Genomic DNA, 25,427 nt, shown 5'->3' on the forward strand with positions numbered 1-25,427 from the left:
GACACATGTTAGTTTTCTTAAACCGTGCCACCATTGATTGTTTAGAAGCTTAGGTGTTTTCAGCTTCAAGCAATTCGATCTGCCATTTAATCTGATCCGCTTTAATAGGGTAATCGATATTATTTCTTAAGCTTTCATAAATGGCTTCAAACAGCTGATTGTAATCTCCTTTATGTGGTGTTACTAAAGACTCATGTTTTTGATTTGAAGCGTCTATCGTAACAAGTTTCCCCTCGAGGCCGGCTGGCTCAAGGCCATAAGATGGATTGTCAGGTAGCATACCATCTAGCAATTGCTGTTCTTGCACATCCGTCATATTCTTGATAAAACTCCCTTTTGTACCATGTAAGACAAAGGCGGGCTGCGGAGAGGCAACAAGTAGACTACCCGTTAAATATACGTTCAGTCCAGCTGGATAATAGAGATGGTAGTGAAAATAATCTGCGACTTTAGAATCCGGCCTGTTAATGGATGTTGTCTTGGTAAATTTAACCGGTTTTCCAAAAAGTGAGATTGCTTGATCGATAAGGTGCGGGCCTAGGTCATAAGTAATACCATTGGAAATATACTGCGTATCTTCCTTAAAGTATTTTTGTCCCAATTCCATTTTATAGCGATCAAATCTGAAATGTACTTCAATCAGCTTTCCTAATTCTCCACTGTCGATCACTTTTTTAATGTCTAAAAAGTGACCGTCATACCGTCTGTTTTGATAGAAAAATAAGTGTTTTCCTTGTTTTTTGCTGATGGCAAGAAGCGTATCGAATTGTGTAGAGTCATCTACGGCAGGTTTTTCTATCAATACATGTTTTCCTGCTTCTAGGGCCTCTTTCGCATATTGGAAATGGGTATAGTTTGGTGTATTCACAATGACCAATTCGATGCTTTCGTCCACTAGTAATTCAGCAATGCTATTATAGCTTTTTATTGCCGGATAAAATTCATGTGCTGCTTTTTTCGACCGTTCTACAACAGCACTGAGATTGAAATGTGGATTGGTATGTATAAATGGTGCGTGAAAAACACGTCCTGACATGCCAAAACTCAGTATTCCTGTGTTAATTTGAGTGTGTTTCATGTTGATTTAAATTACTTTAGCGTTGTCTTGTTAGTTGTTAGCCTTCAATATAAACTTTAATGCTATTGCGTGACGTTCTTATCCGGGTTTGACTCTCCAAGGTGGTTTGCAGATAAATGCGTTATGCCGTCTTCTGTTGCTAGAAGACACTGCGAACACAGTCGATAAAAAAGTGAATGTTCTACGACACCTGTAATGAGTTTGATTTGTTTATTTAAATCAAAAATATCGGGTAGTGTATAAAAATAAATATCTGCCAGGAAATTACCTCTCTCAGACAGGAGAGGACCTGATTTTTGTTCGGATTTTCGTAATACTACGTCGGCTATTGCTGTAGAATAGCTTGACTTTAGTTCTTTCAGTACCGATAACCAGGCTTCGGGTATAATTTCAACACATAGTGGATGTTTTGTGGTCAGTTTATCGACCATCTTTGAGCCATCGACCAATAGAATAAACTGCTGTGCCATATTCGCCATAATCTTTTCACCTGTGTGCACGCCGCCGCCACTTTTAAATGCATTTAAATGCATGTCCACCTGATCGCAGCTGTCAAAATAATAGTCCAACATTGCTAGAGTACTGTTATCCATACAAGTAAGATCATTCTCTTGGAGTAGTATTCTGGTTTCAAAAGAAGGCGAAGTAAATTTTAAGCTGGATTTAAAGCTGATACTGCCGGCGATTAATTCGATGAAATAAGCTATTGTTGATCCCACACCTAGTCCAATGAGCTGATCGGGTTTTAAAAGTTGAAGAGCAGCTTTGGCAGCTTCCTGTTTGAGATTATTCATAAATGGTAAACTTATAAAATGGTAATACCTTGTGTGGCATAAGGCTGTAAAATGCGATCAAGAGGATCTTTTTCTGTAATTAAATAACTGATATCAGACGCGGGACATGTTAGGAAAGGTGCGAGGGTATCGAGCTTATTGCTTGTTGTTGCAGCAACAATGTTCATTGAATTTTTACAAAGTACCCTTTTGATAGCTGTTTCCTCGAGCGTCCTTGCCGTAAGTCCGCGGTAGAGATCCAGGCCGCATACCCCTATAAAGCTGATATCTGCGTATATTTCTCCATAGGCGGAAATAGTTTGCTGTCCCTGCATCGTAAGAGATGATTTGCAGAAAGCACCACCCGCGAAAATCAAGCTGATGTTTGGGAGGTTTGCAAGTATATTGGCTATCGGGAGACTATGTGTGACAACAGTGAGGTTTAGGCTATCTGGAATATTTCCAGCAATTGCCTGTGTTGTTGTGCCTCCATCGAAAAAGATGACCTGATGATCTTTCAATAGTGTGATTGATTTTTCTGCTATGAATTGTTTCTCCATAACATCAAGGTTATTTCGGTCGTATATATCGAATGGAATGTTTGACCGTAGTGTAGCACCGCCACGAATAGCCCGAAGTAAGCCGGCATCAGCTAACTCTTTAAGATCACGTCGCACGGTATGTTCGGAAACACCAAGCTCGGTGGCCAAGTCCGCCATCGCTAATTTTCTTTCCTTTTGGATTTTAATTAATATAAAATCGTGACGTTCTTCTTTTGAGATCATGCTATAAATATATGTATTTATGCTAAATGTTGCAATGATGGGAGCTTTGTTTGGTAAAAATCTGCAATTTATTGCAGTTTAGTCTGCTATTTACTGTAAAATTAACTTTTTGGTGCTGGAAGATCGAATTCAATCCCATTTTTAATGAACTTGTTTGCCGCACTTATTTTTTATTAGCATTATATTTGTGAATGATCGGTGATAGTTTCGTTCGTTCTTCAGTTGTAACCAATTTATAATTTTCACTTTTACAGGCTGTTGGTTAATGTTGCGTTTAAAACCATAGAAATCAATTAAAATATGAATATTATCGTAAAAATTGCAGGTTCTATGCTGTTCGTCTTTTTGAGTGGTTGTAAGATACAGCATGGCGTACAGCTTAAGAAAGGACAATGGGTATTGGGGGGCTTTGAGCGCCCCAAAGGAGTAAATCCAATTATTGAGCCTGATACAAGTTCGCTGTTTTATGATCCAATGCTAAAGAAGGAGATCCGATGGGAGGACAACGACACTTTTAATCCTGCGGCAGTGGTGAAGGGAGATAGTGTCTTTGTCATATATCGTGCGGAAGACCGGACGGGGAAGGCTATTGGCCACCGGACCTCCCGTCTGGGGTTAGCGGCTAGTGCGGATGGTATTCATTTTGAACGGCTCAAAACACCGGTATTCTATCCGGGGCCTGATGAACAGCAGGATAACGAGTGGCCTGGCGGGACAGAAGATCCTCGGATAGCACAGACTGAGGATGGGCGTTTCGTGCTATTTTATACCCAATGGAACCGAAAGGTGCCGCGGCTTGGTGTAGCAATATCCACTGATCTGAGACACTGGGTTAAGTATGGTCCCATTTTTAAAAAATCGAAAAACAGGCCCACTCTCATTGATGAACCGCATAAATCAGCTTCAATTGTGACAGTAATGAACGGTAACAAGCAGGTGATAGCTAAAATCAATGGTAAATATTGGTTGTACTGGGGAGAACATGGTGTTTATGGTGCCACATCCGATAATTTGATTGACTGGGAACCCGTAACAGCTGGTAAAGGTATACTGACAGCCTTTATTTCCCCAAGGGACGGTTATTTTGATAGCTCCTTGACCGAGTGTGGTCCCCCAGCAGTTTTGACTGATAATGGAATTGTATTGCTATACAATGGTAAGAATCATGCTGAGAAAGGAGATAAGCGTTTTAATAAAAATACCTATTCGGCGGGGCAGGTGTTATTTGATCCACAAGATCCAACAAGGGTACTGGCTCGAATGGATACTCCGTTTTTGCGTCCCATGGAAGCCTTCGAGAAAAGTGGGCAATACATTGATGGAACGGTTTTTATTGAAGGGTTGGTCTTTTTTAAACAAAAATGGTTTTTATATTATGGTTGTGCGGACTCTAAGGTTGCTGTGGCCATTTATGATCCCGAAAATCCTTCCGTCATGGACCCCTTGCCCTAATCGGTGTGAAGTTGTTTTCATAGCGTAAAGGCTATAGTGAGTCTGAATGCGCTATTGTTAAGGGGTTATGGAGCGGTTGATCGGAGGCTGTATTAATTGAATTCACAAAATTAAAAAAGGCAGATCATTTGATCTGCCTTTTTGGGTAAGTAATCGGGCTCGAACCGACGACCCCTAGAACCACAATCTAGTGCTCTAACCAACTGAGCTATACCTACCGTGATTTTGATGATACAAAAGTACGATTAAACCCTATTCCCTCCAAATATTTGACTGAAAAAAAACAGCGTTTAAAGCCAACTAGGTGAAGATTAGTTTATTAAATTTTAATAAAAAACATCGAAACGCGTCCATATCGGTGCGGATATGCATTTCGCTACTCCCAAAGCTACCATTTGCTTCCAATTTCTACTAAAAAAGGCGGTTCCTATCAAAGAAACCACCTTTTTTAGTAGAAGAAATGTTGTTAGATCATTTCTACACTTCTCTTCACAAAAGATGTTAGATCGGCTCCAGACAATAAACCTCTGGATAGGAGCGCTAAATCAAAAGCCTGTTTTGCTAGTTTTGAACCCTCTTCGTCCGATGCTGATAAAATTCTTTTGATCAGCGGATGGTTGCCATTGACAGTTACCTTATAATTGTCGGGCAATGAACCATAGAAATTCATACCTCCACCTGTCTTGGCCATATCTTTCATTCGGCGCATAAATTCATCAATTGTTACCGATACAGGCAGGTCACCTTCATTTAACGCGTCAACTTCAACTTTCATATCTTGCCGTGAAATTGCTTTTTCGAAAACCTCAAGCGCTTTTTTGGATTCTTCTTCCGAAAGGGCAAGTTCGACCTTTTCGTCTTTTTGGATCAATTTATCGATAACGTCAGCATCCACACGTTTCAATTGAACCTTTTCACCGCCCTTTTGCTCCAAATAAGCAGCAAAGTGCGTATCCAGTGGCCCATCAAGCATCAAAACATCATAACCTTTGTTTAATGCTGTTTGGATAAAGCCATCTTGTTGAGCGGCATCATGTGTATATAAGTAGACAATGTTACCATCTTTATCTACCTGGATATCTTTGACCTTTTCGTAATACTCTTTAATGGTGAAGCTTTGGTTCCCTGTGTTTTTTACTAAACAGAAGTCATTTGCTTTTTCAGCAAATTTCTCATCGCTTAGCATACCGTATTTGATGAATAAACCGATATCCGTCCATTTCTCTTCAAACCCCTTACGGTCGGTCTTAAATATTTCGTTCAATTTGTCGGCCACCTTTTTGGTGATATAACTGTTGATTTTTTTAACGTTACTGTCTGCCTGTAAAAATGAACGGGATACGTTTAATGGAATATCCGGTGAATCGATGACCCCATGAAGTAACATCAAGAATTCAGGAACAATATCTTTTACCTCGTCGGTGATGAACACTTGTCTAGAATAGAGTTTGATTTTATTGCGTTGGATCTCCAGTTCATTTTTAACTTTAGGGAAGTAAAGGATACCTGTTAGGTTGAATGGGTAATCTACATTGAGATGAATCCAAAACAACGGCTCATCCATTGAGTAGGGATAGAGTTCGCGGTAGAAGGCTAGATAATCTTCGTCTTTTAATTCAGACGGTGATTTTGTCCAAGCCGGATTGGTATTGTTGATGATATTATCTACCGCTACAGATTTGTATTTTGGTTTTCCTTCTTCGTCTTCGCCATCCGGTTCAGAATTCGTTTTGGTACCAAAACGAATTGAAACAGGAAGAAATTTAGCATACTTATCTAAAATGTCCTGTAAGCGTGCCTGGCTTAAAAATTCAGTTGATTCTTCGTTAATATGTAAGATGACATCTGTTCCACGGGTGGTTCTTGTACCTGTAGAAATTTCGTAAGATGTACTACCATCGCAAGTCCAATGAGCGGGTTCTGCTCCATCCTGATAAGATAAGGATTGGATTTCTACTGTATCGGCCACCATAAATGCGGAATAGAAGCCTAAACCAAAGCGGCCAATGATTTCATTTGCATCATTTGCCTCTTTGAATTTTTCCATGAACTCTGTTGCGCCTGAGAAAGCGATCTGGTTGATGTATTTTTTTATTTCATCTGCTGTCATACCAATACCATTGTCGGAAATAGTGATGGTCTTGGCAGCTTCATCAAATTTTACGTCTACAATCAATTCTCCTGTTTCCCCTTGGTATTGACCCAAAGAAGCCAGACGTTTGATTTTTTGAGAAGCATCAACGGCATTAGATACCAGTTCACGCAAGAAAATTTCATTATCAGAGTATAAGAACTTTTTGATTACGGGAAATATATTCTCCGTGTGAATTGAAATACTACCTTTTTCTGGATTCATAATTTGTATGTCGCTATTTTTAATTTTAAGATTTGTTTAAAACATACAATCTGTGTTCCAAATCGTCCCTACAGGACATGATGGCAGGAAACGGTCTATTTTGTCATGGAGGCGTTTGCTGGATTTATAGAATCCCAACGTACTCTGTCAGCGCGAGGTGGTCTTTATACTAGTTTAGACCTGGGCTATGCGGAAAATTGGCGACATGTGCATATTTGGGGCCAAGTCCAATAATCGCATCCTTCCATAGCAATTCACCGTTGCCTTCAAAAATGAGCTGATGGTGGTATTTGTTTTGTACAGCCCAGCTATTTTCTTTTATTTCGCCGTCTAACTGACCGGCGGACCATCCAGAATATCCGATAAAGAATTTTAATTCATCTTGTTTTATGCTGTCCGTTTGTATGGCTTCAATAAGTCTATCTTCATCGCCGCCAAAATAGATTCCAGGGGCTACTTCTTCGCCACTCAGCAGCAAATCAAAACGGCTATGTACAAAAAAAAGGCTTTCCTGAGCCACGGGACCACCGACGTAGATGGGGAAATTGCAATGCGGTATAGCTTCCAATAATTGGCCTATACGAACATTGGTTTGATTATTTAAGACAAATCCGAGGGAACCTTCTGTATTGTATTCGCATAACAATATCACGGATCTGAGGAATCTAGGGTCTAGCATAAATGGTTCGGAAATCAACAGACTTCCTTTTTGTGGGTCTAGTTCGGTAAACATATAGCGCGAGTTTTAATTATTTATTGAATTTAATCTTTTTTATTTAATCTATGCGAGATTTGTGCCAAAATTAGGATTTTGTCAATTTCTACTAACTTTATAGAGAAAAAGCAATGATTTTAGTAAGTTTGTAGGATATAAAAACAGGTTTCTATGTCCATTCAACATAAAGATATTGCAGCAATCAGACAGGATTACGTATTAGGTAGCCTATCTGAATCGGACGTGGATCGTGATCCGGTCCAGCAGTTTAAAAAATGGTTTGACGAGGCGATTCGTAGCGAGGTAATTGAGCCAAATGCCATGGTGCTTTCAACGGTGTCCTCGCAGCAATTGCCGTCCTCGAGAGTCGTTTTATTGAAGGACATTGTAGCCGACGGACTGGTCTTTTTTACAAACTATGAAAGCCGTAAAGGTGAGGATATGAAAGCTAATCCGCATGTGGCCTTGTTGTTTTTTTGGCCCGAATTACAAAGGCAGGTCCGAATTGAAGGTGTTATTGATTTTGTGAGTGAGGCCGATTCGGATGAATATTTCCAATCGCGGCCAAAAGCAAGCCGTATTGGTGCACTAGCATCCCCGCAGAGCCACGAAATCCCCAACCGCAGTTTTCTGGAAGGCAGGGTGAAAGAACTCGAGCATCAGTATGATGGGAACGATTCTGTACCTAGACCATGGCATTGGGGTGGTTATCTATTGAAACCGGTTTATTTCGAGTTCTGGCAAGGACGTGCAAGCCGGTTACATGATCGCATAGTCTATAAAAAAGTGTCAGATTCCTGGAAGATTACGCGTATAGCTCCATAAATATGACATTTGACGAAATTAAATCGATGCTTGTTTCCAAATTTGGAACTCAACTTATTCTTAAAGAAGATCGCAATGGGCTGCAGCCTGCACTATTTATGGATAAAGCAGATATTGTAGCCGTTTGTTTATTCCTCCGGGATACAGAAGGCTTATATTTTGATTTTTTAAGCAACCTTACTGCAGTGGATTATCAAACGCATTTTACCATTGTCTACCATTTAAATTCCTTACCGTATCAACACAGTTTGGTCTTAAAAGTTGAGTTGTCTGGTCATCGTTCGCTGGATGAACTACCGGAGATTCCTTCGCTTACTTCGGTGTGGCGCACGGCAGACTGGCATGAGCGCGAAGCATTTGACCTGATGGGGATTTATTTTGAGGGACATCCGGACCTTAGAAGGATTTTGCTGCCTGACGATTGGGAGGGCTATCCTTTACGGAAGGATTATGAGGAAGCGGAGAAATATCATGGCATTCATATTAATTGATAGAAATGGCGAATCCAAAATATAAAGAGGCATTACTGCGCTATGAAAAACACCTTACAGAGATCTCAAGTCAGGAAATGGTGTTGAATATGGGACCTCAGCACCCTTCGACACATGGTGTGCTTCGGTTACAACTGATTACAGACGGAGAGATCGTGAAAGAGGTTGTTCCACATTTGGGTTATCTGCATCGTTGTTTCGATAAGCATGCTGAATCGTTGAATTATGCAAAAACAATTCCTTTTACTGATCGCTTGGACTATTTGGCTTCGATGAACAATAGCCATGCTTTCGTTATGGGGGTTGAACGTATGCTTGGCCTTGACAGCAAAATACCTAAAAGAATAGAGTACATTCGGGTTTTGGTCTGTGAACTCAACCGAATAGCATCCCACCTGATTGCTATTGGAACATATGGTATTGATATCGGTGCCACAACGCCATTTTTGTGGTGTTTTCGGGATCGTGAACATATCATGAATATGTTGGAATGGGCCTCAGGTTCCAGGATGCTGTACAACTATATCTGGGTAGGCGGCTTATTTTATGATTTGCCCGTTGGCTTTGAAGAGCGCTGTACAGAATTTATCACGTATTTCAAACCTAAATTGGTCGAACTGGATGAGATATTGACACAGAACCAAATATTTATTTCCCGTACAGCTACAATAGGTGTCCTTCCTGCTGATGTTGCCATAAATTATGGCGTATCGGGACCTATGCTGCGTGCATCGGGAATAAAATGGGATTTGAGGCGCATAGATGGTTATTCTGTTTACCCGGAAATTGATTTTGAGATACCTGTGGGAAAAGGTGAAATGGGGAAAATCGGTGATTGCTGGGATCGTTATAAAGTTAGGGTAGACGAGGTCAAGGAATCGGTTCGCATTGTTGAGCAATGTCTTGAACGATTAAAGAAAGACTTTAAACGTACGGCCGAATTTGATCCGCGCGCTTTGGTTCCGAAGAAAGTGAATCTGAAAGCTCAGGACTACTATGTCCGTGCTGAAAATCCGAAAGGAGAATTAGGGTTTTATTTTGTCACAAAAGATAAATCAGATATCCCGTTGCGGGTCAAGTCAAGGGGCCCAAGCTTTAATAACCTTTCGGTGATTTCAGAACTTGGAAAAGGGGTGCTGATTGCTGATCTAATTGCGATCCTTGGATCGATTGATATCGTTTTGGGGGAGGTGGACCGTTAGATTGCGGTAGTGTGCATGTTTTATAAACGATTTAGCAAAATAAAATAGGGATTGTATTGAAAATGTTGCATAAAAACGCAAATAAATTTGTAAATGAAAGCAATTTTCATCATATTTGCAGTCTCATAATTTAAGTTTATAATTGGTTAATGAAAGCTCGTTACTCCCAAAGTAACGGGCTTCTCTTTTTTATGGCATGCATTCTATTGATGCTGTGTATTTATGATGCCGGTGCGTTGGTTTGAGCTTGAAGGGTTTACTGTCTTTTCGCGCGAGTATTGTTGATTATCTTGTAGATTTCATCGAATTCCTGTACTAGAATTTAACGTAAATGATTACCTTTACTGGTCTTAAATATATAAAAGTGACGGATAGTTTAGTTATCATTCCAACATACAATGAAAAGGAAAATATTGAAAAAATCATTCGCAAAGTTTTTTCCTTATCACACGCATTTGATATTTTAATTGTAGACGACGGTTCGCCCGATGGGACGGCTACAATCATCAAGAATTTACAGGTTAATGAATTTACTGGCCGTTTGTTTATCGAAGAGCGAACCGGAAAGCTGGGTTTGGGAACAGCGTATATCCATGGATTTAAATGGGCGCTATCCCGCGAACATTACCAGTATATTTTCGAAATGGATGCGGACTTCAGCCACAATCCAGAGGATCTGCTCCGCTTACGGCAGGCTTGTTTGGATGGTGCTGATATGAGCATAGGTTCGCGTTATATTAAAGGAGTGAATGTTGTCAATTGGCCGATGAGCCGTGTGTTGATGTCCTATTTTGCTTCGGTATATGTTCGTTTTATAACCGGAATAAATATCCAGGATGCTACCGCGGGATTTGTCTGTTTCACTAGGGAGGTCCTCCGGACGATCCCTCTCGAAAAGATTAAGTTTGTAGGCTATGCTTTTCAGATTGAAATGAAATTCACAGCCGTAAAATATGGCTTTAATGTGGTTGAAGTACCCATTATATTCACAGACCGAACCGAAGGCACATCAAAGATGAGCACAAGTATCTTTAAGGAAGCATTTTTTGGCGTTATCCAATTGAAATTAGGAAGTATCGGAAAGCGCTACAAGAGAAATTAAAAATAGCCCACAATGAACGAGAATTTAGATCCAAATCCAGAACGTCTGAGCAACACAGATCGTGATATTGAACGGGCTTTGCGACCTCAGGCTTTTGAAGATTTCACAGGTCAGGCTAAAATATTAGAAAACCTCAATATTTTTGTGAAGGCAGCCAGGCTGAGAGGCGAGGCGCTGGATCACGTTTTGCTACATGGCCCCCCAGGCTTAGGAAAGACTACCTTATCCCATATCATTGCTAATGAGATGGGGGTTGGCATTAAAATTACTTCGGGACCTGTATTGGATAAACCGGGTGATCTTGCAGGATTATTGACAAATCTCGAAGAAGGGGATGTCTTGTTTATCGATGAGATCCACCGTCTAAGCCCTTTAGTAGAAGAATATCTCTATTCGGCAATGGAAGATTTTAAAATCGACATTATGCTGGAAACAGGGCCGAATGCACGGTCTGTGCAGATCTCCCTGAATCCGTTTACCTTGATAGGGGCAACAACACGCTCGGGGCTTTTGACTGCTCCTTTGCGTGCGCGCTTTGGAATTAATTCACGCCTACAATATTATGATGCAAAACTCCTGACAACTATCGTGTTACGCTCGGCACATATCTTAAACACACCGATTTCTGATGAAGGTGCCTATGAGATTGCACGAAGGAGCAGAGGTACACCCCGGATAGCCAATGCTTTACTGCGCCGTACACGGGATTTTGCACAGATAAAGGGTAACGGAAGCATCGATAAAGAAATAGCGAAATATGCTTTGCACGCGCTTAATGTGGATGAAAATGGTTTAGACGAGATGGACAACAAAATCTTAACGACCATTATAGACAAATTTAAAGGTGGACCTGTCGGTTTAAAAACTGTAGCCACAGCAGTTGGGGAGGATGAAGGTACGATTGAGGAAGTCTACGAACCCTTTCTGATTCAAGAAGGATACATTATGCGGACCTCGCGGGGTCGCGAATGTACCGAGGCTGCGTATAAGCATTTGGGCCGTGTCAATCACTCGAAAGGAAATACATTGTTTTAATCGCGAATGGAAACGATACTTTAACTTTTCTGCTGAATAATTTTATTGGTCCGGCTCATTAAGGCTGGACTCGGTTTTGTTCGTTGAAAATAGCTTATCTGAGCCTGTAACTCCTCATGTATCCAAGGGTACTTTTTTCGTAGGTTATTTAAGATGTCCAGACAGTTGACCAATACGGCGACGGGACATGACGGTTCGATCATCCATTGGAAGGAGTGCTCGATAATTTCTTCTTCTATCTCATTTTGAAGTGTATATTCTTTATTTTTTTTAGACGTTAAAAATAATAGAATTTTGGTATAGCTTCTAAGACAACTCCAGTTTTTTTGTTTTTTTAAATTGTTCAAGAATTGCGGGAGAACAGATCTTAGTAATGCTGTATTCTTTAAAACGATGGTTTCAAATACCCAGGCGGCGCGAAAGGCAACCTTTTTATCCTTCTCTAAGGAGATGTTCAACAGCTCGGCCAGGGTTATCCCTTGAAGGATATCCAAAGAAAAATCCGTTACCTCGAAAGATCTCAAGGTAATGGATAAAAATGCTAATTTTTCATCGTAGGTCACGCAACCGTTATTTTTGTGGTTTTTCTCGATTCATTTCAGTCATGTCAACTTCGTTCATCTTGGAATCACCCAACAGATATTGGCTGAAGTAATCGCCCATTTTCCAGAAGAAATACTCCGTCATATCGCCAAAACCATGTCTTTGTCCTGGTAATAGCAAGAAATCAAATCTTTTGTTTGCCTTTATCAATGCGTCCACCATTCGAATGGAATTTGCCGGGTGTACATTGTTGTCAATATCTCCGGTAGCGATAAGCAGCCTGCCTTTTAGGTTTTTTGCAAGCTCTGTATTTTTATTGATTTGGTAGGAGAATGTTGTATCACCTTTAGCAGATACTTTTTCTGTCACCCCATGATGACGCTCACTCCACCAGCGGTTGTAAATCTGATTTTCATGGTTTCCGGCGCCAGACACCGCAACTTTAAAGAAGTCAGGGTAAACAAGCATCGCTGCTGTAGACATAAAACCACCGCCGGAGTGACCAGTTATGCCAACGCGGTTAATGTCGATGTATTTATAACGATCTGCGAGCTGTTCTGCCGCTACTTTTTTATCTTCCAAACCATAGTCACGCAGATTGCCGTATCCATAGGTATGATACCATTGCGAACGTGAAGGGTGTCCGCCACGGTTACCAACTGTGATGACGATAAAACCAAACTGCGCTAGCCTGTCAATTCTGTCCATGCTTCTTCCAAAGGATTTATTGACAGCTTCGGTTTGAGGCCCAGGGTATACATATTCCACAATGGGATAAGTTCTAGTACTGTCAAAGTCAAATGGTTTGTACATGACCCCATAGAGATCCGTGGTGCCATCCCCAGCTTTCACTTTAAAAGGTTCTGGAAATTTGTAACCTGCAGCAAATAGCAAGGATAGGTCAGCTTTTTCCAGTGTCATTATTTTCTGTCCATTGCTATTATATAAGACGGATTCAGGAGTCGTGTTTACTCTGGAGGAATTATTGACAAAATATCGGGAAGATTCGCTCATTTCCACTTGGTGGTCAAAGTTTCCTGGATTTAATAATTTAATTCCGGTGCCATTTGTATTTATACTGTACTGGTGTAGATAATAGGGGTCTTCGTTTTTCTCACGTCCCGATGCTGTAAAGTATAATGTTCCGGAAGCAGGGTCTAAACCGGTAATTTCCTCCGTATGAAAAGCGCCTTTTGTAATTTGATTAATCAATTTTCCATTTGTGTCGTAGAGGTAGTAGTGGCCCCAGCCATCTCTTTCCGACCAATGAACTAATTGCTTTTTGTTTTCGATCAAGAATGGTTTCTGAACATCCAAATATACATTGGAACGCTCCTGGATAATATTGTTTACCGTACCATTTATATTGACCTTTAGGAGATCAATTCGTTTCAGGTCACGGCTAGAGCGCGAAATGTAAAACTCTTCGTTATTGCCCAGCCAGTAGTTGATAAAATAATCCTCTTTATAAGAATTTTTATCCGGGGTTTTTGTCCAGGTAGATACGGTCTGATTTTTAAACGCAGCTATATTGATGCGGCGTGGAGTTCTTGCTGCTGCGTCGAAGATATATAGTTCAGTTTCTGTTGAATCGACTTCGCCAGGCATTTGGTATTTATAAGTTTCAAGTGTCGGCCGGGATGAGCCAACATTATTGATTACCCATAAGGGCTTTAGGGGACGGTTGTCCTTTCTGGTTAAGGTAAAATAACGTCCATCTGGAGACCAGCTGATCCATACCCGCTTGCGTTTAGTATCGTTGTCTTTATCTTTTTCCTCACCCGTAGTTGTGCTATATTCATCACCGCCCCAAGCATAATATTGTACACCATCTTTTGTTATCTGGTGTTCAACAATGGTACTGTCTTTTTCATTCTTTACCGCTTTAAGATAGTTGGATTTGTCCATCCAATACAAGTTGTAATCTTTTGCAAAATAGACTGTATTGGTGTCAGGGGAGAATGTGGCCCAACCCAATGGCGGTTTTACCTTTGTCGAGTCGCTGATTTCTACCACAGACTGTGCTGCTAAGTCATATTCCAGATAAAATAGTTTCTTTTTGGTGGTATCGGACTTATTCTTGAGCTTTTGTATTTCATCTTTGGATTTCACCGTATCTTTGGTACTCTGCACTTGGAACCTCAATTTTTTCTCATCTTTGGTAAATCGAAGGCCCTGTAATTCCAAATGTTGGGCATCGACAGGATTTTTAACGATTTTAGTAATTTGAGCGGCGAGGTTGTCATTGTTGAAAAGAAGATCTTTCTTTTTCAGCGCAGGGTTTACAATGTACCAGTTTCTTCCCTGCGGACTTGCGTAATCATACCAAAAGCGATCGGAAAAATTGATCCAATTTGGTTTGATGCTCGTCGAAAAAATCATTTTCTTTAATTTTTCAGGGGAGAATTTTGCAGCCAACTGATAATTGGACTTGATAGGCGCTTCCTTTGCCTGTTGTGCAGTGCTCACATAGGGCAATAAGCTCGCCGCTAAGATAAAGTAGTACTTATGCATTAATAATATAGATAATTGTATAATAATGGTTCTGAACGTAAAAATATCTATTATTAGCTTCTTTTGCGAATGATTCGTGTAATAATCCTATGATGGATAGAAGTTTTCATTGAAATTAACCAGGAAAAGTTCCTTTGTTGCCCGGGTAACCCCGGTGTACAACCATCTTAAAAATTCAAGATCCAACATATCATCGTTTATATAGCCTTGGTCGACAAAGACGATTGGCCATTGGCCGCCCTGTGCTTTATGGCAGGTAATTGCAAATGCAAATTTAATCTGAAGCGCATTATAATAGGGATCTTTTTTGATTGCTTCGAGCCTGTCCTTCTTGTCCATGATATCGGCATAGTCCAAAGCAATCTCTTCGTATAGTGTTTTTTGGGTTTCGTAAGGCAGATTGGGGCTGTCTGTATAAAGGCTGTCTAAGATAACGCGGCAAGTGATGGGTTCTATTTCGTCGATGTCTACAAATTCAAGTGTCACATCTGCAAATCGAAATCCATGCTGATCGTGGATGTTACTTACTTTTCGTACTTTGGCCATATCGCCGTTTGCAATAAATCCATCGCCCATGTTGTTTTCCTGTAGCCAGAAGTAGTTGTTCTTTACAACCATAATATAATCTCCGCCCGTCAGTTCCTCGTCCCGGAACAAAATCCGGTTCCTTATATTCTGATTGTATAAATTTGCCGATCGATTTGAACGGCAGATAATCATTGTATTTTCGAGTCCATATTTATCATATGCATAGTTTATTCCCTCTATTAACCGTTCACCTGTCATTCTGTAAAGGTCTTTAAATCCTTTTGTTATGAATTTTGGGAAGGGAAAATCATCTTGACCTTCCTCTGCCGAGGTTATCTCCTCACGTATTTTAGTTGCATTATACAGTATGCCAGAGTCTTTGGACTGACGGACAACCGTGGTCAGCTCAAAAGGATAAACGCAAAGATGAAATTCACTTTCGAGATAGCTCGGATTTAAGGCAGGACTATCCAAGAGTCCTACAGGAGGTAGTTGAGCCGTATCTCCAACAAATAATAAGGTACAGTTCTTCCCCGATTGTACATAACGGATCAAATCGTCCAATAGGCTTGCCGAAAATGCATTCACAGGCGCGTTGGATATCATTGAAGCTTCATCGATGATAAATAAAGTGTCTTCGTGCAGGTTCTCCGCCAAGGTAAAATCCAGCTGATATGATACGGCAGATTTCTTTCGGTATATTTTCTTGTGTATTGTCAGTGCTTTGCGACCAGAATAATAGGTGATCACTTTTGCCGCCCTGCCCGTTGGCGCCAGTAGAACAGCTTTTTTTCGCAAAGCCGGCAGCACTTTAACCAGCGCCGAAATTAACGTTGTCTTTCCCGTACCGGCGTATCCTCTAAGTACAAAACAGGATTGCTTGTCAAAAGCGAGTAGGAATTCTTGCAGTAATTCGAAAGCCTCCAACTGCTGTTCGGTGGCTTGCCATGGGAATTGCTGTATTAACAGATTTTTGATGAACACCCTCAAAGTTATTTAAAAGGTTTGTCTTATCCTCTAGAAAAAGCTATTTTTGCTCTAAGAAGTTTTAATTTTTACAATTCAGCGAATGAATTATATTTCAAAACAATTTAATATTCATTATTTACCGGAGTACAATCTTTTGGTCAAGGCTGGCTTTCAGAAGGATGTCTTGGCGGTGGTCGATAAAAAGTCGATCGCACCGATTTTGATCGAGTATCCGTCAGAGGAACCGATTTTGGATGCTACGCGGATTATGAGCCTTCCGTTTCGATTTGTTCGGGTTGTGATACCACATCAAACTTTTACGTTTATTCCAAAAGAATTTTTTTTACACGAAAATATCAGCAATTACTTACCCTTTTTAGGGACTACTGATCTTGAAAATACATTTAGCTATTCTTTAGATAATCTTAATTTAGTTGCTGTATATCAGTTTGATGGTCTTTTGTTGAATAGATGGAAAAGGTTGTTTCCCGATGCAGTTATACTTCCCGAATTTGCGGTTGTGCTTGACCGTGCGCAGGAGCGTGTATCCATTAGAGGCAGTGTGCTCGGGCTTCATTTCGTAGCTGAAAATACAGTTGATTTTTATCTGTTTAAAAACGGAGTGTTCCAGCTTTACAATAGTTTTGAAATCCATAATTTAGATGATATCAGCTACTACGTGCTTAATATTTTAACACAATTTAATCTAGGGAGCTCCATCAATAAGGTGCTTCTTTCCGGGGAGATTCCCAATGAATCTTATTATAAACGTATCTCTGCTTATGCGGGAGAAATCGAGATATTGGATTTGAAGACAAAAGTCGTATTGGCGGATAGCGAAATCGAGTCAAATTTGGCACCGTATAATGTATTGTTTGATTCTATACTATGCGAATAATAGGAGGGCGTTTAGGTGGTTTAAGGCTGAATCCACCCACTAATTTACCTGTGAGACCAACCACGGATATCGCCAAGGAAGCGTTGTTTAATATTTTACAGAACCGACTGGAGTTTGATCACTTAAAGTGTCTGGATCTTTTTGCTGGAACAGGCAATATTAGTTTCGAGCTCGCATCGCGGGACGTCGAATCCATAGATGCAATAGATCTTCATTTCAAATGTGTACAATATATCAATGATACCGCCAGAAAGATGAAACTGGAGCAAATTAAAGCGAGGAAAGCCGATGTATTTAAATTCATTGCCAGTTGTAAAAATACGTATGATTTTATTTTTGCAGATCCGCCTTATGATATTCCTAAATTGCCACAATTACCAAAATTAATTTTCGAACAAGAATTGCTGCATGATCAAGGGCTCCTCGTTGTTGAGCATCCGTCAACAAGACAGATGGAAGATCATCCAAATTTTATAGAAACTAGAAAATACGGGTATTCATCATTTTCCTTTTACGCTAAGACTATTTGATATGAAAATTGCTGTTTTTCCGGGCTCTTTTGATCCCTTTACGTTAGCTCATCAAGATCTTGTTGAAAGAGCAATGCCGCTATTTGATAAAATTATTATTGCAGTTGGCTATAACGCCAATAAAAAAGGAATGTTAGACCACGATGAGCGGGTAGATTCAATTAGCCGTGTTTTTAAGGATGTTAATAGTGTTGAGGTGCATAAATATAAAGGCCTTACAGTAGATTTCTGTAAGCAGGTTAAAGCGCGTTTTATATTGCGTGGGCTCCGAAATACCAATGATTTTGAATTTGAAAACGCTGTTGCTCAAAATAATCTGCTGCTCAATAATGATGTTGAAAGCTATTTTTTAATGAGTAGATCTGGAAAAGCTCATATTTCTTCTTCCATTGTAAGAGACGTGTGGTTTAATGGGGGAGATATCAGTGCAATGGTGCCTGTTTCCATTTTATCCATGCTGAATGAAAAAATAAGATAAGTTACCTCGGGTGGGGAAAAGCGATATTAACAAAAAATGGCCAACAGAATATTATTTTGTTAGCCATTTTTTGTTATTGAAAAACAGGTGTTTATAATCGTTATCTAAATTATTTATTTTCTTAATTTTAGAACAGTTCACTTTCTTCTATACGATATAGCCAAATATTATTTGGCAATGTGATTGGTGTATTTTTAACATTCTTATTTTCAATAAATTAAATTATTTTTTTGTGCTTTTTGGTCTAGTAATCGCTTGCTTTGTTTAGGAGGTAATACTCTTCAGGTGTCAGCTTTATTTCTACAGCTCTGCTAAGTTCTTCGAGCTGCTGGATACTAGTTGCACTCACTATAGGCGCTGTAACTGAAGGCCTGTGTAAATTCCAGGCTAATGCAATAGCTGACATGCTAGCTTGTTGTGTATGTGCTATCTCAGCCAACACATCTAAAATGCGCAGGCCGCGGGTGTTAAACTTGTCTTTTAGTGCGTCATAACGCTTGACACCTTTGATGTCATCAATAGAGCGGTATTTACCCGACAGGAAACCACTCGCAAGTGAATAATAGCTGATGACGCCAAGATGATTATCGAGGGCAAATTGTTCATACTGCTCTTCGTATTTCATCCGGTCGTAAAGGTTATATTCGGGCTGAATAGCGATATAATACGGTAAATTGTGGTCTTCGGCTATACGAAGGGATTCTGAAATCCGTTCTGGACTTAGGTTGGAAGCACCGATCCATTTTATTTTTCCATTCTGTATCAGGTGATGATAAGCCTCCAGTGTTTCATCGATTCCAGTTGTCAGATCATCGTGATGAGATTGATAAAGATCGATTGTGTCTACATTCAATCGCAGGAGTGAATCTTCCACAGATTTAATAATATACTCTTTTTTAAGATTAGGTTTACTATTGTCTATTCGACGTCCGCCGACTTTTGTTGCAATCTGAATTTTATCGCGAATATCTCTTTTGCTGATCCATTTGCCAATGATTGTTTCTGATTCTGACCCACTGTGTCCCAGCACCCAATGCGAATAGTTGTTGGATGTATCAATAAGACTGAATCCCATATCGATAAAAGCATCTAACAGGGCGAAAGACTGTTTCTCATCGACGGTCCAGCCAAATACATTTCCACCGAAGACCAGCGGTTTGAATTCAATTTCACTGTTTCCGAGTTTTACTTTTTCCATGATCATTTGATTGTTTCCTGATTAAAATTACGTAAAAAAGGCCGTTTTCAATCCATTGATAGAGCAATGAAAAGTTTTTTTTAAATTTTCTCATTCATTTTCAGTGAGTTTTAAAAATGATCAGTATAGTGATTTGGAATAATAAAAACTTTACTTACTTTTGCATCATCCCAAACGGATATGCCCGGATGGCGGAATTGGTAGACGCGCTGGTCTCAAACACCAGTGGGAAACCGTGCCGGTTCGACTCCGGCTCCGGGTACTTAAAGGGTCTTAACATTACACATGATAAGGCCCTTTTTAAGTAAAATGCCCTTTTGGGAACATAGAATCAACTCCTTGACACGGGTGGTTTAGTTTTAATGCCGAAATTTTGTAGACATGATGTAGACAAGATTGAGGCTTGTATTAATCTTTATCATCACCCGTAGTAATGTTCAAAATTTCTTTAAAACTATTTACGTGGAAAACACGCATCCAGCAAAATGGTATGTCGGCTCTGTATGTTGAATCTTATATTTCAGGGATTGGGCCCAAGGCCGATCGCAAACAGTTTAATCTAAACTTGGAGTGGCCATCGGACAAAATCGATTTTGGAAAGAATGAGCTTCGCCAGCGTTTCAAAAATGATCCTGATGTAAATGATTATAATTTGATCATCCGTGATCATATATCGAAGATAAATGAGATTGCGAAAAGGTTCCGTCTCCAGAACAGGATCTTGTCAAATGAAATGGTGGAGCGTGAACTTTTATATTTTGATGCTTCCCGATCGTTGGTCGCATTTATGCAACTATCCAGGAGAGAGCGCTACGCTTCAAAAGAGATTGTCAAGCGCACTTATATGAATCACCTTAGTACAATCAATTCGATCATAGATTTTAGACCACTAACTGTATTTCCGGAGATCGACAAGAAATGGTTTGCGGATTATCGAAATTATCTAAAGTCGGAGGTCAGAGAAAACGGCCGGATTGTTAAGAAGGCTATCCAGGACAATACGATTTGGACACGGATCAAAGATGTTAAAGCATATTTAGCAATCGCAAGCGAACATCATGGAATTTATGTTCCGGAGTTTGGCCCTAAAGAAATAAAGAATTCATACCACAAAAAGGAAGCTGTATATCTCCGTAAAGAAGAGGTGATCAAATTGATCAACAAATTGGATGAAGATGTTCTGGGCGCTCAAGACTACCAGGTACTTTCTGCGTTCCTTTTTTGCTGCTTTACAGCATTCCGGATTTCGGATCTATACGAATCTACTTATCAATGGATGGTATCGGATAATTTCCTTCAGTTCTTAATGGTTAAAAACTCGGAGAATAAACCTAAGACTATTACCATCCCTTTGATACCGATCGCCAAAAGATTTATTTCGAATAATAGAGGTAAGTTCTTCGACTTGCCGACAGAGCAGGAGTATAACCGGACATTAAAAGTATTTATGAAGGAATGTGGTATCAATAAAAAGGTGACCAGCCATACCGCACGTCACACTTTTGGTCATTTGTTTATGAAATTTGGAGGGAACATACTAGCACTAAATAAAATTTTAGGGCATACTAAAATCGAAACAACGATGACATATGCCCATTTGGATGATGATGACAACTTCGATTTCGCGCTGAAGGTTAATGATGAGTTTAAGGATATCTTTGTTTTAAGAAATATTTCTTGATTTCTTTAAATTTGTAATCCGCCGTCTTTTTTCAAATATTCTTCCATGATTTGTTCATTGTATTTATTCAACCCCAGATCAACGGAGATTTCATTTCTCGAATCCAAATTATCAACACCAAATCTTACATGGAACATACCGTCAGTAAATTTTAGAAATTGCCATATATGAGTCTGATTTTCAATAACAATCGGAAGATCTTCTGTTTTTGAAAATCTTTGCCACTGAGTTTCATCTATATCATATTCTAGATCCTGAAATTTAGAGCCATGTAATGACATTTGCTTTTTGATATGATCTACGGTATAGGTATATTTTTCAGGGGTATAGAATCTATAGAATTTTGCACTACCTACATGGGCAGTTATTATTTCAAGATTTGCTAATTTGATCCAGTTTCCAAAGTGGTAAAACCAAATATCTCCAGGAATATTTAAAACAATTTGTTTACCTGAATAGACCTCTTTCTTTGCTCTTTTCGATATCAAAAATTCCTGGATTAGTTCTCCTATTCTTTTAACTGTTTTTCCTTGATCGAAACTAAAAATTGGTATTAATGGCATCTTTACGCTAGAGCCTTTTAATTTAGCATTAAAACCTAATTTATAACTAAAATCAAATAAATCTTCTTCTCTAACTACCAAAATTTGAATCTCTTTTTCCCAATTTTTATTTTCAGCACTATGGACGGTCAGACATTCGATTCCAAGATTTTTTCCAAAGTTCTGTGCGGCTTTGGAAAAACCTCTTGCACTAATTAATATACCTTTATTCGCTCCAACATCTTTAATAACACTGGCAAAGCCCTCTATCGTTTTGACATTAACGGGCTTATTGTAATCTTTTACCTCAATAATTATAAGATGCTCGACGTTTGCATAGTTGTATCTGATTGATAAATCAATCTGTCTTTTAACCTCACTATTTCTTCCAATAATAGAATCATTAGGAGTTAAAATCGCATTGGGAGCAAGGTGTTTATATAATGTTGCTATTAAATTCTCATAATCTTTGCCGTTGTTTTTCATTAGGAAACAGGATATTAATGACGTTAATTAAATCTTTAAAAGACAATTCTCTGGTGTAAATTCTACTGCCATCAATTTCTAATTGAAATCCATTATTAACAATATTTATAGATAAAAATTGATTGTAAGAAGTCAGATATGAATATCTTTTCCTATTTCTAAACTTAAATCCTAAAGATCTCAATTGGCTAATTTGGTCTTTTGAAATTGTCATTTTCTAATATACTATTTTTAAAAATATTTATTTATTCTATCAGCTATAAAATTATTTGTTTGAATGAAATAATTAAAAGTGTTACAAATGTTAAAGACTGAGATTACTTAAATCTCAGTCTTTAAAACTCTATTTGTTGCTCTGACCACATGTTATGTCAAGTATTTAATCGCGCCAGCAATAGAGTAAGCTATTTGTTTATTACCTGAAGCGTCAGGGTGAACTCCATTGTTTTGCATAACTATTGTGTTTGGATTCGTACCATTCACTGGTCTTAACCAAGTTGGGTAATTATTGACAGTATCCAGGTAGAAATGAGTTGGGATAAGATAAATTTTATTATTTCTACTTTCATCATTATCAAATGTTTCAATAAGCTGCTTTTGCCAAGCAACCAAACCAGTTTTCTTATACATTTCAGCAGTCTGATCTAAAGAATAATTTTCACCGAAACCGTCTTGGCCAGCTGGGGGGAAAGTAATTAATACACCAATTCGAATTGTGGATGAATAAGAATGTATACTGGATATTATTTCGTTTAGTTGGGAAATCATAGTCGTTACTTTAGCTTTTGCCTCCGATGGATCTGTTATACTAAAAACATCATTGATGCCATATCCAAATACTATCCATCCAGAATTTGAAAAAGTTATACCTGTGTTTGATAGGAAATAAGAGAAGCTAAACTTTCCTAACACTGGGTCATATGCCTTATTCCCGTCAACTGAAATTTTTGAAGAATAGTTTATGACTGCGTCTCCTATACCTGAAACTTTTGTTAATGACCCGTTAGCGGAGGGGGCAGTGCCACTAACTATACTTAATGTAACGTGCCCAGATCCCGCTGTAATATTAAATTCCTCTACGTTATACACACTTCCCGCCTGAGTATATCTTGCCCCTTTAGTAGGACTGGTACTTACACCATTAACAGTTATCCTTTGCCATGTAGGTCCAGGTCCGTAGGTATACTCCACTCTCCATCCCGGATAAGACTCGTGCTTACTGCCTTCGGCACCCTGTGTACCTTTACAATTTATCCTCATAGGCTCAGATCCGCTAAAAATCTGCTGTAAAGGGATAGTAATAAGCCCATCTCCAGCTCCTGTTGAATCGCTAAATAAAATAAGGTCTGTCTGGGTATTTTGGCCTGCATTAAATGCAGCAGAAAGTAGTTTGTGATATTTTGTAGTTAGATCTTTCCTTCCTTTCTTTAATTTCACAGAAATGGTTGAATTTAGAGACTCAGTTGCTGGGTAGAGCCTAAATCCACGTTTATATTGTTTACCAACAAAGCCATTCCAATCCAATCGATAATTTTCCAAGTTATCCCCATATTCGGGCACACAAACATTATCATCGAAAATATCTAGAGGTGCTCCAGGATATACATAGGATACAGAAGGAATAAGTAAACTAGGAGTACCAAAACCATCTATTTCCGCTTTAACTCTTTCAATTTCTCCTGCTGTCAAACCTTTTGAAATAGTTCCATTTTGAAGCTTAAAATATAGAGTCGAATCAGATGTTATAGGATTATTTACGCTTGTCAAACCTTTGACAGATGAGTACCTGACCCTCTCTCCGTTTGGTAATGGCAGGCCGCTTTTTCCGATTAATGCAAAATAACCGTCGCCCAAAAAAGACATAAATATATTTGAATCATCAGTGTTGGTAAATACCTGGGGTAGATCAAAGAATATTTCAACAGAAGTGCTTAAAACCGCCGTCACATTTTTCTTTATCTGGAATAATATTTCTCCTTGATAACCAGACTTACGAATAACAAGTTCAATATATGTAGGCATATTAATACTATCGTAAGCTTGAATTAAAGTTACTACTCTGTTGAAATTTTTTAGTTTCCCAAACAGTTGACCAAAACCAGCAAATGTCGAAGTATTAATTAAAACATTAGCTGCTCCAATTACAGTCTCAGCAATCAGCGTATATACATTGCCAATCACAGGAGATAGCTCTTCAAAACTATTTGCGACAGCTTTAGACGCAACCGGCTTATCGTCTAATTTATCAACCTTTTGAGAAACTAGAGACGGCTTTAAATTATATGACGAGGTTATCTTCTTAAGTACCAAATAAAAAGGTGCTGCCGTTAGCGCTCCCCCTTGAGAGGGATTTGACTGGGTTTTAAAATCAGTATACGACTGGGCAGTTGTTTTATATCGGTATTCTATAGCTGCCAAACTACCCCTAAATAATCCAGTCTTTCCGTTGGTCCAAAATTCAAAACTTAAATTCTTATTAGCTGAATTTACAATTTCTGTAAAATCGAAAACTACGTCCTGAATAGTTCCTTCTGGAATTGTTAAAGCTTTAGTTACCCTTGCTAATTCAGTTCCAAGGTAACTATCCTCACAAATTCTCAAGTTGGCTTCAGTTATTGGGTTTGAAGTTCCAGTTATTTGCCCAATCTTAATTATTGCCTGATTGAAATTTTTATATTTTCCATATATGAACTGAAATCCAGAAAAAACGTTGGTATTAGAAAAATACAATGGTGCAGTATATGTATCGTTTACCACAATAACACCATTAGGAGTTTCGCTCACAATTTGACTTAATGGCTTAACAGCGGCTAGATATACCCCGTTTTGATTTACGACCTCTGTTCCTCCTTCAACGACTTCATCTGTGCCTTCAGGTTCAGGTAATTCAAGAGTAAACTTCTTTACCCACTTAGTCCCATCAAATAAAGTTAGCCCCCATTGTGTAGCGGCATATTCCAAAGTACCTCCAGAGGGCTGGCTATATTTACCATTTGCCAAAAAACCGAATTTATTAGGAACGGTAGGAATAGGAAGTGCAACTGGTGTTGAAGAATTGGCGATTGGCAAGTCATAAAAGTCTGATCCTTGAATTTCCACATCGCCAATGATTTGCTTTCCGAGTTCTTTTAAAGTAGCACCCCTCAAAAATGCCTCGTTGGCCTGCTGAAGTACCAAAAATACCTTTTGCCAGTCAGTTATTGGTGGAAGTCCATTAATAGAAGGTTCTAAAATATTGTTGCTCAT

At 39.1% G+C, this 25,427-nt stretch carries 21 protein-coding genes and 2 tRNA genes; 11 read left to right on the forward strand and 12 right to left on the reverse strand.

Translation table 11 applies throughout. The annotated features are described in order from the left end of the window. Positions 1-49 precede the first annotated feature (49 nt). The 3 genes from AAH582_RS11800 to AAH582_RS11810 form a co-directional block, all read right to left on the reverse strand. The gene (locus tag AAH582_RS11800) at positions 50-1,078 is read right to left on the reverse strand and encodes a Gfo/Idh/MocA family protein (RefSeq protein ID WP_343322261.1); all 1,029 of its coding nucleotides are present in this window, start codon (positions 1,076-1,078) and stop codon (positions 50-52) included. 62 nt (positions 1,079-1,140) lie between these two features. Further along, positions 1,141-1,872, reverse strand: a complete 732-nt coding sequence (gene rpiA, locus AAH582_RS11805; RefSeq protein ID WP_343322262.1) for a ribose 5-phosphate isomerase A — start codon at positions 1,870-1,872, stop codon at positions 1,141-1,143. Positions 1,873-1,883: 11 nt separating this feature from the next. After that, on the reverse strand, positions 1,884-2,636 hold the full coding sequence (locus AAH582_RS11810; RefSeq protein ID WP_053003606.1) for a DeoR/GlpR family DNA-binding transcription regulator: 753 nt from the start codon (positions 2,634-2,636) through the stop codon (positions 1,884-1,886). Between the two features lie 300 nt (positions 2,637-2,936). Between AAH582_RS11810 and AAH582_RS11815 the strand changes: the two genes are divergently transcribed. Beyond that, positions 2,937-4,088, forward strand: coding sequence for a glycoside hydrolase family 130 protein (locus tag AAH582_RS11815; protein WP_343322263.1), 1,152 nt, complete (start codon positions 2,937-2,939; stop codon positions 4,086-4,088). Positions 4,089-4,232: 144 nt separating this feature from the next. Here the strand turns inward: AAH582_RS11815 and AAH582_RS11820 are convergent. The 3 genes from AAH582_RS11820 to AAH582_RS11830 all read right to left on the reverse strand — a co-directional run bounded on the left by AAH582_RS11820 (position 4,233) and on the right by AAH582_RS11830 (position 7,177). Further along, positions 4,233-4,306: transfer RNA gene (locus AAH582_RS11820), tRNA-His, on the reverse strand. Between the two features lie 248 nt (positions 4,307-4,554). Next, a complete protein-coding gene (gene htpG, locus AAH582_RS11825) occupies positions 4,555-6,444 on the reverse strand; it encodes a molecular chaperone HtpG (protein WP_046673413.1) in 1,890 nt (629 codons plus the stop codon). Positions 6,445-6,613: 169 nt separating this feature from the next. Then, a complete protein-coding gene (locus AAH582_RS11830; RefSeq protein ID WP_046673412.1) occupies positions 6,614-7,177 on the reverse strand; it encodes a YqgE/AlgH family protein in 564 nt (187 codons plus the stop codon). A gap of 153 nt (positions 7,178-7,330) precedes the next feature. Here AAH582_RS11830 and pdxH point away from each other — a divergent pair, with 153 nt between their 5' ends. The 5 genes from pdxH to ruvB all read left to right on the forward strand — a co-directional run bounded on the left by pdxH (position 7,331) and on the right by ruvB (position 11,814). Then, positions 7,331-7,984: a pyridoxamine 5'-phosphate oxidase gene (gene pdxH / locus AAH582_RS11835; RefSeq protein WP_343322264.1), complete on the forward strand. Its 654-nt coding sequence runs from the start codon at positions 7,331-7,333 to the stop codon at positions 7,982-7,984. Between the two features lie 2 nt (positions 7,985-7,986). After that, complete coding sequence (locus AAH582_RS11840) at positions 7,987-8,475, forward strand: NADH-quinone oxidoreductase subunit C (protein WP_343322265.1); 489 nt, start codon at positions 7,987-7,989, stop codon at positions 8,473-8,475. 5 nt (positions 8,476-8,480) lie between these two features. Further along, the gene (locus AAH582_RS11845; protein ID WP_430459041.1) at positions 8,481-9,677 is read left to right on the forward strand and encodes an NADH-quinone oxidoreductase subunit D; all 1,197 of its coding nucleotides are present in this window, start codon (positions 8,481-8,483) and stop codon (positions 9,675-9,677) included. Positions 9,678-10,041: 364 nt separating this feature from the next. Next, positions 10,042-10,779 (forward strand): polyprenol monophosphomannose synthase, encoded by a 738-nt coding sequence (locus tag AAH582_RS11850; protein WP_046673463.1) that lies wholly within the window; start codon positions 10,042-10,044, stop codon positions 10,777-10,779. A 12-nt stretch (positions 10,780-10,791) separates the two neighbouring features. Further along, positions 10,792-11,814 carry a Holliday junction branch migration DNA helicase RuvB gene (gene ruvB, locus AAH582_RS11855; RefSeq protein ID WP_046673408.1) on the forward strand — a complete coding sequence of 341 codons (1,023 nt, stop codon included), beginning with the start codon at positions 10,792-10,794 and terminating at the stop codon, positions 11,812-11,814. 20 nt (positions 11,815-11,834) lie between these two features. Here ruvB and AAH582_RS11860 read toward each other — a convergent pair whose 3' ends face one another. The 3 genes from AAH582_RS11860 to AAH582_RS11870 form a co-directional block, all read right to left on the reverse strand. After that, entirely contained in the window at positions 11,835-12,377 is a 543-nt protein-coding gene (locus tag AAH582_RS11860; protein ID WP_343322266.1) for a hypothetical protein, read from the reverse strand. Between the two features lie 7 nt (positions 12,378-12,384). Then, a complete protein-coding gene (locus tag AAH582_RS11865) occupies positions 12,385-14,871 on the reverse strand; it encodes a S9 family peptidase (protein ID WP_343322267.1) in 2,487 nt (828 codons plus the stop codon). Positions 14,872-14,958: 87 nt separating this feature from the next. Continuing rightward, positions 14,959-16,383 carry an ATP-dependent DNA helicase gene (locus tag AAH582_RS11870; RefSeq protein WP_343322268.1) on the reverse strand — a complete coding sequence of 475 codons (1,425 nt, stop codon included), beginning with the start codon at positions 16,381-16,383 and terminating at the stop codon, positions 14,959-14,961. An 85-nt stretch (positions 16,384-16,468) separates the two neighbouring features. Here AAH582_RS11870 and AAH582_RS11875 point away from each other — a divergent pair, with 85 nt between their 5' ends. From AAH582_RS11875 to coaD, 3 genes are read left to right on the forward strand one after another with little or no spacing between them, the layout of a single operon-like run. Continuing rightward, positions 16,469-17,266: a DUF3822 family protein gene (locus tag AAH582_RS11875; RefSeq protein WP_343322269.1), complete on the forward strand. Its 798-nt coding sequence runs from the start codon at positions 16,469-16,471 to the stop codon at positions 17,264-17,266. Further along, positions 17,257-17,796, forward strand: coding sequence for a 16S rRNA (guanine(966)-N(2))-methyltransferase RsmD (gene rsmD / locus AAH582_RS11880; RefSeq protein WP_046673404.1), 540 nt, complete (start codon positions 17,257-17,259; stop codon positions 17,794-17,796). The genes AAH582_RS11875 and rsmD overlap by 10 nt, the downstream gene beginning before the upstream one ends. A 1-nt stretch (position 17,797) precedes the next feature. Further along, positions 17,798-18,274: a pantetheine-phosphate adenylyltransferase gene (coaD, locus tag AAH582_RS11885; RefSeq protein WP_343322270.1), complete on the forward strand. Its 477-nt coding sequence runs from the start codon at positions 17,798-17,800 to the stop codon at positions 18,272-18,274. Between the two features lie 244 nt (positions 18,275-18,518). Here the strand turns inward: coaD and AAH582_RS11890 are convergent, their stop codons facing one another. Then, positions 18,519-19,472, reverse strand: a complete 954-nt coding sequence (locus tag AAH582_RS11890) for an aldo/keto reductase (protein ID WP_343322271.1) — start codon at positions 19,470-19,472, stop codon at positions 18,519-18,521. A 182-nt stretch (positions 19,473-19,654) separates the two neighbouring features. On the opposite strand from AAH582_RS11890, the gene AAH582_RS11895 reads away from it, so the two are divergent. Next, positions 19,655-19,734 (forward strand) — tRNA-Leu (locus AAH582_RS11895). 171 nt (positions 19,735-19,905) lie between these two features. After that, complete coding sequence (locus AAH582_RS11900) at positions 19,906-21,153, forward strand: site-specific integrase (RefSeq protein WP_343322272.1); 1,248 nt, start codon at positions 19,906-19,908, stop codon at positions 21,151-21,153. Between the two features lie 5 nt (positions 21,154-21,158). Here the strand turns inward: AAH582_RS11900 and AAH582_RS11905 are convergent, their stop codons facing one another. Both AAH582_RS11905 and AAH582_RS11910 read right to left on the reverse strand, forming a co-directional pair. After that, the gene (locus AAH582_RS11905) at positions 21,159-22,181 is read right to left on the reverse strand and encodes a restriction endonuclease (protein WP_343322273.1); all 1,023 of its coding nucleotides are present in this window, start codon (positions 22,179-22,181) and stop codon (positions 21,159-21,161) included. Between the two features lie 366 nt (positions 22,182-22,547). After that, on the reverse strand, positions 22,548-25,427 hold the full coding sequence (locus AAH582_RS11910) for a hypothetical protein (protein WP_343322274.1): 2,880 nt from the start codon (positions 25,425-25,427) through the stop codon (positions 22,548-22,550).

This window comes from Sphingobacterium multivorum (assembly GCF_039511225.1).
In the GTDB taxonomy this organism is placed as follows: Bacteria; Bacteroidota; Bacteroidia; order Sphingobacteriales; family Sphingobacteriaceae; genus Sphingobacterium.